This is a genomic window from Alcanivorax sp. DSM 26293 (assembly GCF_900107995.1).
Classification (GTDB): Bacteria; Pseudomonadota; Gammaproteobacteria; order Pseudomonadales; family Alcanivoracaceae; genus Alcanivorax.
Genome location: NZ_FNUM01000001.1, coordinates 51,092 through 63,810 on the forward strand (window position 1 = coordinate 51,092; position 12,719 = coordinate 63,810).

Sequence of the window (12,719 nt, forward strand, 5' to 3'; positions counted from 1 at the left end):
GAAACACGAAAAGAACCCGGTTACGCAGCACCCTATTCGCGTTTGAACTTTCAACTTTAAACTTTCAACTCTCTCCTTCATCGAATCCCAGCGCCCGGTCCAGCATCTGCTCCAGCAACCCCTCAGGCAAACTGGCAGTCACCGGCAGGTACCACCAGTGAGGCTCTGCGAAAGGAGCGCATTTGACCGCATCCTTCTCCGTCATGAGTACGGGCAGCCCATCAGCAAAAGCCAGATCCGCTGGCTGGAAAGCGTGATGATCGGGGAAGACATGAGGAGTCGTGCCAAGACCCAGCATACTAAGCAGATTGAAAAAGCGCTTGGGGTTGCCAATACCGGCCACCGCATGGACCTGGGGATGCTTGCGCAGGAATGCCCGGGGATCGAGCGTTTCCTCCGTGGCCAGGGAGGTGATGTCTGCAGGGCGCATTATCATGGGGTATGCCCCACTCCAGCCGCCCCCGGTGCTGACCACGAAATCCACCTCCTTGAGGCGAGTGGCCGGCTCGCGCAACGGGCCCTCCGGCAAACAGCGTCCATTACCAAGACCACGCTGGCCGTCCACCACAACAATCTCAGCGCTGCGGGGCAAGGCATAGTGCTGCAGCCCATCGTCACTGATTACCAGATCCGGGCTGTACTCACGAATCGCCACATCCAGAGCGTTACGGCGGTCCGGGTCCAGAATAACCGGCACCCCGGTGCGACGGGCGATGAGCACCGGCTCGTCTCCCACTTCCAGGGCATTGCTGTCCGCCGTGACCTGGCGGGGATACTGATCCGTCTTGCCTCCGAATCCCCGGGATACCACTGCCACCTTCAATCCACGGGCAACGGCGGCCTGGACCAGGGCGATCACCAACGGGGTCTTGCCGGTACCGCCCACGGTGATATTACCGACGACCAACACCGGCACCGGCGGTAACGGCCTTTGCTTGCGGAACCGTTGCAGCCGGCGCTTGGCTTCCAGTGACACCAGCAGGGAGAGTGGTCTCAGCGGCACCAGCCAGGGGCTGCCCTTGTACCAGCCCTGTTGAATCCATTCGCTCAATGAGCCCATGGCCGACTTACTCCTCGGCAAAATCCATGCGGTACAACTGGGTGTAGAGGCCGTTTCTGTCCAGCAGCTCCTGATGGGAACCCTGCTCGATCAGCTGCCCCTGATCCAGTACCAGAATTCGGTCCGCCTTCTCGATGGTCGACAGGCCGTGAACGATAACCAGGGTGGTACGGCCCTGCATGACTTGCTCCAGCGCTTGCTGGATGTGGTGCTCGGATTCCGTGTCCAGAGCACTGGTCGCCTCGTCCAGAATCAGGATCGGCGCGTCTTTCAACAGCGCCCGTGCAATGGCAATACGCTGACGCTGCCCTCCCGAAAGCTGAACCCCATCCTGGCCCAGCCGGGTATCAAGCCCCTGCTCCAGCTGCTCAATAAATCGCCAGGCGTGGGCGTCACGTGCGGCCTGCTCGATCGTCGCATCATCCACGCCGCGAAGCTCACCATAGGCGATATTGTTGCGCACCGTATCGTTGAACAGCACCACCCGCTGGCTGACCATGGCAATCTGATGACGCAGATCCGCAAGCTGGATTTCGGGCAGCGGCACACCATCAAGGAGAATACGGCCCTGATCCGGATCGAAGAAACGGGGCAACATGGCACTGATGGTACTTTTCCCTGCCCCGGAACGCCCGACCAGCGCCACGGTTTCACCGGACTTGATAGAGAAGCTCAAATTTCTCAGTACCGGCTGGGCCGGGTCATAACCATAGGTGACGCCGTCAAATTCAATATCCCCCCGTGCCTTGGCTGGCAACACGTAGGTCCCGGCATCTTCCTCCTGCTCGGTATCCAGCAACTCGAACAGGCTGGCGGCGCCGGTGACCCCGCGCTGCACTTTCACATTCACATCCGTAAGCTGCTTGAGCGGCTTCTGGATCATACCGGCAGCAGCGATATAGGACAGGAAGCCGCCGACGGACAGGTCTTCCCCCATCAGGTTGATATACAGAAACGTGATGGCACCGATCCCCACAGCCACAAACAACTGCACAATCACCGTGCTGGCAATCTTGCTGGCATTGAGCTTCACATTCTGTTTGGCAAAGCTGCGGCTGACGCCATGAAAACGATCGGCCTCCTGTTCCTGGGCACCGAAAATTTTCACCTCACCACTGCCCTCGATAGCTTCGCCGAGAAAGTGGGTGATGTTTGCCATGGAGGACTGGATACGACGGCTGATCTTGCGAAAGCGCTTGCTGGTCACATTTACAACCAGGGCAATCAAGGGCACAACAGCCACCAGAATCAGGGTGAGCTTCCAGTTTTGCCAGAGCAGGAAGGCGGTCAAGCCGATTACCGTCAAGCCTTCGCGAATAATCACGATAATGGCATCGGTACCGGCACTGGTAACCTGCTGGGCGTCGAAGATGATTTTCGACATGATCCGCCCGGACGCATTGCGGTGATACTCCGACTGGGGCAATCGCAACACATGACCAAACACATCATTGCGCAGCACATACACCAACTGCTGCGCTACCCAGTTCATGGAGTAGCTGCCCATGAACTGGCCCAGGCCCTGAAAGATCACCAACACCAAGGGCGCGATGGAAACCAGCAGGACCTTGGCATCGGTAGGCTCGACAATGGTTTCACCGAGAAAACCGGCAAGCTGGGCGGCTCCGGCCTGTGTGGCCGCGTACAGGGCATAGCCGATTACGCTGATAACCAGCATGAACCAGTAGGGTCGAACGTAACTGAGCAGCCGCTTGTAGGTCGGCCACACGTCCACAGAGGATTGACTCATTGTGCCTCGTTGGGAGATTCGCGAGTAGTGAGCGACAGCTTAACAAAACCCAGCTGCCCGGCCACGTCATAAACGCGAACCACCGACTGATAGGCCACATTGGCATCCGCATAGATTTGCAACGGAAGGTCGGTTTTTTCCTGACCCAGTTTCAGTAGAGCCATGCGCAGCGTCTTGCTGTCACTGGCGGCCAGTTTTTCACCATTGACCAGATAATCGCCGGTAGAGGTGATCGTCACCTCCACCTGTTCGGGAGACTGAGCCAACGGTGCCGCATCAGCCTCCGGCAAGGTGATCGACAACTGGGTCTTGTCATCAAAGGTGGTGGAGACCATGAAGAAAATCAGCAGCAGGAACACCACATCAATCAGGGGCGTCAGATTAACGCTGATCTCCTCCTGGCTGGGCCGGGGAAATTTCACGCCTTGCCTCCCGGTTCCGCCTCGCGATCGCCATGGACCAGATCCACGACATGCACCGCGCTCTGTTCCAGCTCCATGGTGATTTCTTCCACCCGACGTACAAAAAAACGATGGAAGAAAATGGCGGGAATCGCCACCACCAGACCGGCAGCGGTGGTCAGCAGCGCCTGGGAAATACCGCCGGCCAGTTGGGCCGCATCGCCCGTACCATGCATCATGATGGCGGCAAAGACATCAATCATGCCGATCACGGTACCCAGCAAACCCAGCAGCGGCGTAATGGCGGCGATGGACCCCAGGGTGCTGAGAAATTTTTCCAGTTCATGGACCACGATGGTGGCACTCTCCTGGATGCTTTCCTTCATGATGTCACGACCATGACGGGCATTGGCCAGACCGGTGGCCAGAATCCGGCCCAGTGGTGAGCTGTCGCGCAGCTTGACCAGGTTGCCCTCGTTGAGCAGACCCCGCTTGAGCAGTGTCTGCACCTGCGGCAAGGTATCCGCCGGTGCCAGCTTGCTCGGACGCAGTGTCCAGAAACGTTCCACCACGATGGCCAAAGCCACCACCGAACAGATCAAGATCGGGAGCATCATCCAGCCCCCGGACTGCACAAGATCCTGCACCTTTATTTCTCCCCTCACTCACAGCGGCGCCAATAAAGCGCGCGCCGGGTTAATGGTTACCAGAAACGCCAGGCCGCTGGCCGATGCCAGGGTCTTTCACGATATTGGCGCCATGTTGTTATAAGCGGCACATTATCAGCGGCACCCCAGCGAAACACAATCATGCCATCCCGGTCGGTGCGCAGAACTGTGACACCGGCATTGCCCAGCCGTTGCAGTACCTGTGGATGCGGATGACGAAACCGATTCCGATAACCGGCACTGACCAGGGCATAGGCGGGCCGCAGCTGTCGCAGCAACGCCGCACTGGTACTACTGTTACTGCCATGATGGGGCACGACCAGCAAGTCCGTGGGCGGCAGCTCACCCAACAACCGATACTCGCTCTGCTTACCGATATCACCAGGAATCAACAACGAGCGGTCGGCACCGGCCACATGGAGCACACAACTGGACTCATTGCCCGGCCTGACGCCCCGCCGGGGCCACAGCAACGAAAAGGCCACGCCGTCCCATTGCCACTGCTGCCCGGCATGGCAGGGCCGACTGTCCGGCACCCGTGAGGATTCCCCGCTCAGGACCGGTGCCATCCCCGCCAGCGCATCCGCTCCGCCAGCATGATCATTGTCGCCATGGCTGATAATGATACGATCCGGTGTCAGCCCCTGGCGGGCCAGCCACGGCACCACAATACGTCTGGCCATACTGTCACCGGGCCAGGATGGCCCGGTATCGTAAATCAGCAGATGCTCCCGGGTGCGAACCGCCAGCGCCAGACCCTGGCCCACATCAAACGCCACCAGCTGCCACTCACCGTCGGGCAATGGCTGCGGGCGCTGGCACAGCCAGGGCAACAACAATAGCGGCAACAGCCGGCGCGGAAAGGGTAACGAAGGTAACAGCAGCACGATCAGGGCCAGCAGCGCAAAGGCGCCATTGATCGCCGTGGGTAGTGGCAACCGCCAGTGTCCGGTCCATGCTGCCAGCGCGTCCATCAACCACACCGATAACTCGGTACCGGTGGCCGCCCCCTGCAAAAGCCAGGTCTGCTGAAACAGGCTGCCCAGCAACGCCAGAGGTACCACCAGACAGGTATAGAGGGGAATCAGTACCAGATTGGCCAGCGGTGCGCTTACCGACCATTGCTCGAATAAAATGGCGCCGACCAACGCCATGACCAGCGGCAACAGCACCAGCAAGCGGCGCCCGCCATGGCTGGTCAACAACACGGCGATGGTCAGTACCGCACCGAACGATAACCACAGGCTCTCGGACAATGCGGACAGGGGAAACAGCAGCAACACCAGCAACAGCGCCATACCAAGGCTTTTCCACAGCGGAACAGCCACGCGGGTACATTGCGCCCCGGCCACCACCGCCAGCATGATCACAGCCCGGACGGTTGGCAGGCTGAAACCGGCCAGGGCGGCATAACCCAGCGCCGCCAGCAACGCGGGGCCCCATGCCAGTTGCTGCAGGGTGAACGCCCCCAACACAGGAAAAAGCCGCTGCAGGAGCGGCCCCAACAACCAACGCCCCAACCACCAGAACCAGCCTGCCACGATGGCAATATGTAGCCCGGAGATAGCCAACAGATGCGCGCCACCGGTTATCTGGAACTGCTGCCACAGTTCAGGGGACAGGCGCGACCGGTCGCCCACCACCAATGCCGGCAGAATGGCCCTGCCTGCCGGTGATTCGGCCACCTGCTCCGCCACCCGCTCTGCCCCGCTCTGCCGCCAGCTATCCAGCCCGACCGCTTCATCCAGCACGCGCCATGCCTTTACCGTGCCTCTGGCATCAATGCCGCTGGCCAGATCACGGCGCGCTGCATCCACCCCGGTGGCGTTGTACACCCCTCGGGGCGCTTTCAGTTTCACCGTCAACGCCAACCGCTGGCCAGCCTTCACCCGCACCGGCAGTTCATAGGCATTCGCCCGGATACGATGCCTCCCCGGCCAGGCGGGCGCCGCCCACACATCCAGCGTCAGTGTCTGGCGATAACGCCAGCGACCGAAACGGAACTCCTTGACCGTGGCAGGCAATCCCACCACCTGCCCCTGCACGCTCAGCGTTTCCCCCTCCAGGGATTCCGGCAATCTCGCGGCTAACCCACTGTGCAACTGCACCACGCCGTAGCACCACAACAGCGGCAACCACACCAACCAATGCCTGCCTCGCCGCCAGCCGGTAACGGCCACAACGAACAGCAGCACTGCCGGCCATAGCATGCCCAACCAGCATGCGGATGCCAGCGCTGCCGATAACCCCCACCATCGCATCCCTGCTCCCGTGGATAATCGTCGCCCTCTTCACGCCCGTTGTTTGTATCATGGGATCGGTACATAAAGGCCCGTGAAGGTGTATGCCTTTTTTTCTGATACGGGCATAATAGCCAGCCGCGGGGGTTGGTCAGGTAGGATTCTGGCGCTATTTCATGCCCGCCATGCGCTATCACAACGCATAACAGATGTCGGCGGGATGTCCCGCCTGTCGGATATCCACCGAGATACCGGCAACATTCACGGGGGCTCCGGCCACCCGATCACGGTCTGCAGACACGAGTTCATGCCAAAACGGATCTTCCGCAAATACCTGCCCAAACCCGATCGCCTGCGCGAACACAAAGCGTTGAGCTTTTTGGGTGAGGTGTTGTCCGATCCGAACCTCTGGCATATCAACCGGCGCTCTCTGGCCGGTGCGGCTTTTATCGGGGTATTTTCCGCCCTGCTACCCATCCCCCTGCAGATGGGCCTGGCTGCCCTGCTCGCCGTGCGCTTTCACTGCAATCTTCCCCTCTCCGTGGTGCTGGTATGGATTTCCAACCCGGTCACCTATGTGCCGATTTTCTATTTCACCTACCGGATTGGCGCCTGGATACTGGGCATGCCACCCCAGACCGGCGAAGGCATCACCGTGGCCTGGTTTGTGGAGCAGCTGGTGCCGTTGTGGCTGGGATCCATGCTCTGCGCATTGGTGTTTGGCGGGATGGCCTACGCGGCCGTCAAAGTCGCCTGGCGGCTAGCCGTTGTTCGCAGCTGGAACCTGCGCGCCCACCGTCGCGCCAGAGCAATACGACGGGAAGTCCGCAAACAGGAAAAACAGGAAAACAACGAGGACGACGACTCAGTCTAGGGAGCCTCTAAATAATTCCTTGCGTGCTCAGCGTGGCCTGAAGGGTGCAGCTGTTGCGTTTTGTCGCGACGGGCAGGGTGGCTCCCTTTCCTAGCGGCAAAGCGCAGCAGATGGGCCCTTCAGGCCACGCCCTCCGGGCCTTCCAGGCTAGCCCGCACTCGTTGTTGCAATGTCTCGATGGGTGGACACACACTTTCGACATTGCGCCTAGATTGCGAGCCAGCCTGAAAGACTGAGCATGCAAGGAATTATTCAGAGGCTCCCCAGCCGCCGCAATAGCCCATCATGCAGCTCGTATTGCTGCGGGCAACGGGAGGCGAACTCCCGGTCGTGGGTGACGATCATAAACGCGGTACCCAGCGTTTCGTTCAGCTCCAGCATCAGTGACTGGACCTGGGCCGCGGTGCGCTCATCCAGATTCCCCGTGGGTTCGTCCGCCATCACCAGCGCAGGTTCAGTCACCAGGGCCCGGGCAATGGCTACCCGCTGACGCTCACCGCCACTCAGTGTTGAGGGTTTGTGCGACAGACGATGATCCAGCCCCACCTTCTTCAGCGTCGCTGCCGCCTTCTCCTGGCAGACAGCCGGGGTCTCACCACGAATCAGCAGTGGCATGGCCACGTTTTCCAGCGCGGTGAATTCCGGCAACAGGTGATGGAACTGATAGACGAAGCCCAGATAGCGGTTGCGCAGCTTGCCGGTGTCACGATCACTCATGCTGGCCAGAGCATTCCCGGCAATGGAAACGCTACCCCGGGTTGCCCGGTCCAGCCCGCCCAGCAAATTCAGCAAGGTAGACTTGCCCGAGCCGGAGGTACCGATGATCGCCAGGATATCGCCCTGGGTCACGGTCAGATCCACACCACTCAGCACTTCCAGCTCGTTATTGCCTTCCTCGTAGCACTTCACCAGTTTTTCGGCCTGAAGCACGATACCGGTGCCGGCAGCATTGCGGGAATCATTCATAGCGCAGGGCCTCCGCCGGTTGCACCCGGCTGGCACGCCAGGAAGGGTAAAGGGTGGCCGAAAAACTGATTACCAGGGCGATGGAAACGATGGTGATCACGTCGGACCACTGCAGCTCCGAGGGAAGATAGTTAACAAAATAGGCATCAAACAGCCGGGTGTTGAAGGTCCGCTCCACCCATTCGGCAAGATTGCTCACATTGGTGGCCATCAGTACACCGAGACCGGTACCCAGCAGGGTGCCGGCAAAACCAATCACGGTACCCTGCACCATGAAGATACGCATGATGGTCCCCGGCGAGGCTCCCAGGGTTCGCAACACGGCAATATTGGCGCGCTTCTCGGTAACCAGCATCACCTGGCTGGAAATAATATTGAATGCCGCCACCGCCACAATGAAGCTGAGCAACAGCGTCATCATGGTCTTTTCCATCTTGATGGCCTGGAACAGATTGCCGTGGCTGCGAGTCCAGTCCCGGGTGTAGTAATTCGGGCCCAGCTCCTGCTGCAACGTCCACCCCATGGCCGGGGCACTGAACAGATCATCCAGCTTCAGCCGCACCCCTTGCACGGTCCCCGCCTGACGGGCCAGCTTGGCGGCATCCTGCACATTGATATAGGCATACAGGGAATCCACTTCCGCTCGCACGCGGAAAATACCGGTGACGGTGAAACGCTTGAAACGGGGCATCACGCCGGCAGGGGAAATGGTGGCTTCCGGCAGTACCAGGGTAACCTTGTCTCCCAGTTCCGCCCCCAGACGACGGGCCAGGCCATAGCCGAGCACCATACCAAACTCGCCCGGGGCCAGTTTCTCCAGCTCACCCTGCTCCATGTAGTCACCCACGATGGACACCTTGCGCTCGGCCTGAGGCTCAATGCCGTTGATCATGGCGCCAGCCACATTGCCACGATGGCTGAGCATGCCTTCCAGCTCCACGAAGGGCGCCACCGCGGTAATCTCATCGTGGTGACCCAGCCGATTGGCCAGCGCCTGCCAGTCCTGGACCGGCTCGCGCCCCTGGACGGACAAATGGGTGACCATGCCCAGGATGCGGGTCTGCAATTCCCGGTCGAACCCGTTCATAACGGAAAGGACCGTGATCAGTACGGCAACCCCCAGCATCAGACCCAATGCGGAAATCAACGTAATCACGGAGATAAAACTGTTGCGGGCGCGAGCACCGGTGTAGCGCAGCCCCACATAAAAGGATAGTGGTCGAAACATGGAGCGCATTTAACCCGAAACCCGGGACAAATACCACGGGTCTGGAAAACTGCTACATTATGAGTGCTGCTTTGTGAACAACGTCCGCGTTCAGGATCTGGCAAAGTGGTTGAATAAGCGTCCCTAACTTTCTAATATCGAAAGAAAATACATTCTCGCCGGGGGAAGAAATGAAGATAAGAATAATGACGCTGCTGGCCTCTGCAGCGCTGGCCATGCCTGCTGCGGTCGTGGCCGCCGAGGTTCCCCAACGCGGTATGTCTGAAGCACGGGTACGGGCAGACTTCGGTTCACCCTCCTCCGTCCGCGGCCCGGTGGGCTCACCGGCCATTACCCGCTGGAATTATGACGGTTTCACCGTCTACTTCGAAAACGGCATCAGCCTGCATACTGTGGTCGATCGCCCGGCCACCGCCGCACCGGATGTGGTGTCAGGCACCCAGGAATTACCCGCCATTGAGGAAACGACAGCCGAGGCCGAGCAGGAGCCGCAAGCGGCGCCGGAAAGCACCGCCCCGCCCATGTTCGATCCGGTGACCGGCAGTTTTGTCGGTGCGGAAACGAAACAAGAAGCTCCCAGCCCGGAAGCCCCCGCTGCCACCGAGAGCCCTGAACCGAAGGCGCCGGAACAGGCCGCCGAGCCGGCGCCCGAACCTGAACCGGCGCCCCAGCCACCAGCCAGCACTGCCGAGCAAACGCCTGAAGCCGTTGCCGAACCCGCCGCCGATGCGGAATCCTCGGAACCGCCCCCTGCCGACGGCGAGTTCCGGTTTGACCCGGTGACAGGTCGCATCATCATTTCCGGTGAGCCAGCCCCGAAACAGGCTGCCGCCGAAAAACAGCAAACGGTGAAGCAGCAGGCCGAAGACGCCGGCGAGTCAGTCCAAGCCGATGTGAAACAGGTGAAAACATCCGTCTCCGACGCGACCACAGACGCCGAACAGCAGGCTGAGCGGGCCACCGCTGATGCCCAGCAAAAGGTCAGCGAAGCCGAACAAAACGTGGACGCCGAGGTGCAGGAAAAGACTGACGAGGCGGAGCAGAGGGCTGAACAGGCAGAGGAAGAATCCCAGGGCGGTTTCTCTATTGACTGGGATGCCCGCCGATAGCACACTCGCGCGCATTGCCCCCTCCAGCGGACTCCATGAGCATGCGCCGACTTCTCCCTGAATGGCACCCCCAATGGGGGGTGCTGCTGGCCTGGCCCGACGCCCACACTGATTGGGCGGATCATCTCGCCGACGCCGAACAGTGTTATCTGGATCTACTTGCCGCCCTGCTGGACCATCAGCAGGTGCGGCTGGTCTGCCGTGATAGCCACTGCGAGCAACGGATCAAGACCCTGGTGGCCGAACGTGGGCTGGAGGCGGCCCGCCTGCAACTGATCATTGCCGACTACAACGATACCTGGGCCCGGGACTTCGGCCCCATCGCCGTGGAAGACAACGGCAGCGTGGAACTGCTGGACTACACCTTTACTGGCTGGGGCGGCAAATTTGATGCCGACAAGGACAACACCCTGAACCGCCGCCTGCCCTGGCAGCTGCCTCTGCACAGCCCGTCACTGGTGCTGGAGGGTGGCGCCATCGACACGGACGGTCAGGGCAACCTGCTGACCACCCGCCATTGTCTGCGTAACCCCAATCGCAATCCGGACCTGAGTGAAGCGGAGCTGAGCGCACTGCTCAAGGAACAGCTGGGGGTAACCGATATCTGGTGGCTGGACCATGGGGAACTGGAAGGCGACGATACCGACGCCCACGTAGATACCCTGGCCCGTTTCGTGGATGCCCGCACCATCGCCTACGTGCAATGCCGGGACCGGGAAGACAGTCACTATTCCGGTCTGGCCGCCATGGAAAAGGAGCTGCAGGCACTGGCGCTGGCGCACAATCTGACCCTGGTTCCCCTGCCCCTGCCCACCCCGCAATTCAACCGGGAAGGCGAGCGGCTGCCGGCCACCTATGCCAACTTTCTTATCACCAACGAGAAGATCCTGCTGCCGGTTTATGGTTGTAACACGGATGAGGCCGCCATTGATGCCCTGCGAGCCGTGTGCGGCAACCGCACCGTGGCACCGGTAAATTGCCGGGTATTGATCGAACAACACGGCAGCCTGCATTGTGTAACCATGCAATTGCCCCGTGGCGCGGTCTGAAAAGGGTTGGAAGGGTTGAAAGAATTAAAGGAGACATTCATGCGCGTGGCCGTGATCCAGCAGAAAAACCAGTCTGATCTGCAAGCGAATCTGGAGCACTCCCTCTCTCTGATTCGTGAAGCGGCGGACCAGGGCGCCGAGCTGGTGCTCCTGCAGGAACTGCACCGCAGCCTGTATTTTTGCCAGACCGAGGACACCGCCGTTTTCGATCTGGCGGAAACCATCCCCGGCCCCAGCACCGATACCCTGGGCAAACTGGCCAGGGAGCTGGGCATTGTCATTGTCGGCAGTCTGTTCGAAAAGCGGGCCGCCGGTCTTTACCACAACACCGCCGTGGTAATGGAAAAAGACGGCAGCCTGGCCGGCATCTATCGCAAGATGCACATTCCCGATGATCCGGGCTTCTACGAAAAGTTCTACTTCACTCCGGGGGATGCAGACTTCAACGGGGGTCGCAGCGGCTTCAGCCCCATTGAAACCAGTGTCGGCAAACTGGGCCTGCTGGTCTGCTGGGACCAATGGTACCCGGAAGCGGCGCGCCTGATGGCCCTGGCCGGCGCCGACCTGTTGCTCTACCCCACCGCGATTGGTTGGGATCCCAGTGACGACGACGGGGAAAAACAGCGCCAGCTCAACGCCTGGATCACCATTCAGCGCGCCCACGGCATCGCCAACGGCCTGCCGGTACTGGTGGCCAACCGTACCGGTTTCGAGCAAAGCCCGGTGGATGACAGCGGTATCCAGTTCTGGGGTAACAGTTTCGTCTGCGGCCCCCAGGGAGAATTCCTGGCCCAGGCAGACAATGACAACGAACAGGTGCTACTGGCCGACGTGGACATGCAGCGCAGCGAGTCCGTGCGCCGCATCTGGCCCTACCTGCGTGACCGGCGAGTGGATGCCTACGGCGACCTGACCAAGCGCTACCGGGATTGACCTGCTCGACAACATTACAGAAAGCCCCTTGAGGGCAACGTTGCCGGAAAGTACCTTGCCCGTTTTCCCGCGATCTCAGATGGAGCCCACAATGACACGCCTATCCATGCTTCTTGCCGCCACCTTGCTCGCCGGCTGCGCGGCCCCTTCCGCCATGGTAGTCAGCGATGGCAACCAATCCGAAGGTACCGTGGTCCTGTCCTATGACTACAGCCTGATGCAGAGCCCCAAAGTGGATTGGCAAGAGGGGCTGCAGAAAGCCAGCGCTCAGTGCCTGAGCTGGGGTTATAACGGCGCCCTGCCCTCCGACAAACCCAGCAAATCCTGCAAGACAGAAACCCAGGACGGCGACTGCATCGCCTGGACCCTGAGCACGACCTTCCAGTGCACGGCCAAGGCGCAGCAACCCCAGCAATAGACCACATCCGCCGGTCGGCCGGT

General features: G+C 60.4%; 12 protein-coding genes. 5 read left to right on the forward strand and 7 right to left on the reverse strand.

The genetic code is table 11. The features are described from left to right. Positions 1-64: 64 nt before the first annotated feature. The 5 genes from lpxK to C4S63_RS00220 are packed head-to-tail and all read right to left on the reverse strand — an operon-like array spanning position 65 to position 6,140. Positions 65-1,060, reverse strand: coding sequence for a tetraacyldisaccharide 4'-kinase (gene lpxK, locus C4S63_RS00200; RefSeq protein ID WP_103916343.1), 996 nt, complete (start codon positions 1,058-1,060; stop codon positions 65-67). A gap of 7 nt (positions 1,061-1,067) precedes the next feature. Further along, entirely contained in the window at positions 1,068-2,810 is a 1,743-nt protein-coding gene (msbA, locus tag C4S63_RS00205; protein ID WP_103916344.1) for a lipid A export permease/ATP-binding protein MsbA, read from the reverse strand. Next, entirely contained in the window at positions 2,807-3,232 is a 426-nt protein-coding gene (locus tag C4S63_RS00210) for a biopolymer transporter ExbD (protein ID WP_062816556.1), read from the reverse strand. The genes msbA and C4S63_RS00210 overlap by 4 nt, the downstream gene beginning before the upstream one ends. Then, positions 3,229-3,858 carry a MotA/TolQ/ExbB proton channel family protein gene (locus tag C4S63_RS00215; protein ID WP_062816555.1) on the reverse strand — a complete coding sequence of 210 codons (630 nt, stop codon included), beginning with the start codon at positions 3,856-3,858 and terminating at the stop codon, positions 3,229-3,231. The genes C4S63_RS00210 and C4S63_RS00215 overlap by 4 nt, the downstream gene beginning before the upstream one ends. Before the next feature lie 56 nt (positions 3,859-3,914). Then, entirely contained in the window at positions 3,915-6,140 is a 2,226-nt protein-coding gene (locus tag C4S63_RS00220) for a DNA internalization-related competence protein ComEC/Rec2 (RefSeq protein ID WP_103916345.1), read from the reverse strand. Between the two features lie 286 nt (positions 6,141-6,426). On the opposite strand from C4S63_RS00220, the gene C4S63_RS00225 reads away from it, so the two are divergent. Further along, positions 6,427-6,993, forward strand: coding sequence for a DUF2062 domain-containing protein (locus C4S63_RS00225; protein WP_062816615.1), 567 nt, complete (start codon positions 6,427-6,429; stop codon positions 6,991-6,993). Positions 6,994-7,245: 252 nt separating this feature from the next. Here C4S63_RS00225 and lolD read toward each other — a convergent pair whose 3' ends face one another. After that, positions 7,246-7,959: a lipoprotein-releasing ABC transporter ATP-binding protein LolD gene (gene lolD / locus C4S63_RS00230; protein WP_103916346.1), complete on the reverse strand. Its 714-nt coding sequence runs from the start codon at positions 7,957-7,959 to the stop codon at positions 7,246-7,248. Further along, positions 7,952-9,187 (reverse strand): lipoprotein-releasing ABC transporter permease subunit, encoded by a 1,236-nt coding sequence (locus C4S63_RS00235; protein WP_063509079.1) that lies wholly within the window; start codon positions 9,185-9,187, stop codon positions 7,952-7,954. The genes lolD and C4S63_RS00235 overlap by 8 nt, the downstream gene beginning before the upstream one ends. A 170-nt stretch (positions 9,188-9,357) precedes the next feature. Between C4S63_RS00235 and C4S63_RS00240 the strand changes: the two genes are divergently transcribed. From C4S63_RS00240 to yecR, 4 genes are all read left to right on the forward strand, one after another. Beyond that, positions 9,358-10,296, forward strand: a complete 939-nt coding sequence (locus C4S63_RS00240) for a hypothetical protein (protein WP_103916347.1) — start codon at positions 9,358-9,360, stop codon at positions 10,294-10,296. A 41-nt stretch (positions 10,297-10,337) separates the two neighbouring features. Beyond that, entirely contained in the window at positions 10,338-11,345 is a 1,008-nt protein-coding gene (locus C4S63_RS00245; RefSeq protein WP_103916706.1) for an agmatine/peptidylarginine deiminase, read from the forward strand. A gap of 39 nt (positions 11,346-11,384) precedes the next feature. Next, the gene (locus C4S63_RS00250) at positions 11,385-12,278 is read left to right on the forward strand and encodes a carbon-nitrogen hydrolase (RefSeq protein ID WP_062816551.1); all 894 of its coding nucleotides are present in this window, start codon (positions 11,385-11,387) and stop codon (positions 12,276-12,278) included. A gap of 91 nt (positions 12,279-12,369) precedes the next feature. After that, positions 12,370-12,696, forward strand: coding sequence for a YecR family lipoprotein (yecR, locus tag C4S63_RS00255; RefSeq protein ID WP_103916348.1), 327 nt, complete (start codon positions 12,370-12,372; stop codon positions 12,694-12,696). The last annotated feature ends 23 nt before the right edge of the window (positions 12,697-12,719 follow it).

Excerpts from the sequence above, each read along its gene's own strand:
- lpxK (WP_103916343.1), bottom strand. The coding sequence starts at position 1,060 with ATGGGCTCATTGAGCGAATGGATTCAACAGGGCTGGTACAAGGGCAGC.
- msbA (WP_103916344.1), bottom strand. The coding sequence starts at position 2,810 with ATGAGTCAATCCTCTGTGGACGTGTGGCCGACCTACAAGCGGCTGCTC.
- C4S63_RS00220 (WP_103916345.1), bottom strand. The coding sequence starts at position 6,140 with ATGCGATGGTGGGGGTTATCGGCAGCGCTGGCATCCGCATGCTGGTTG.
- C4S63_RS00225 (WP_062816615.1), top strand. The coding sequence starts at position 6,427 with ATGCCAAAACGGATCTTCCGCAAATACCTGCCCAAACCCGATCGCCTG.
- lolD (WP_103916346.1), bottom strand. The coding sequence starts at position 7,959 with ATGAATGATTCCCGCAATGCTGCCGGCACCGGTATCGTGCTTCAGGCC.
- C4S63_RS00235 (WP_063509079.1), bottom strand. The coding sequence starts at position 9,187 with ATGTTTCGACCACTATCCTTTTATGTGGGGCTGCGCTACACCGGTGCT.
- C4S63_RS00240 (WP_103916347.1), top strand. The coding sequence starts at position 9,358 with ATGAAGATAAGAATAATGACGCTGCTGGCCTCTGCAGCGCTGGCCATG.
- C4S63_RS00245 (WP_103916706.1), top strand. The coding sequence starts at position 10,338 with ATGCGCCGACTTCTCCCTGAATGGCACCCCCAATGGGGGGTGCTGCTG.
- C4S63_RS00250 (WP_062816551.1), top strand. The coding sequence starts at position 11,385 with ATGCGCGTGGCCGTGATCCAGCAGAAAAACCAGTCTGATCTGCAAGCG.
- yecR (WP_103916348.1), top strand. The coding sequence starts at position 12,370 with ATGACACGCCTATCCATGCTTCTTGCCGCCACCTTGCTCGCCGGCTGC.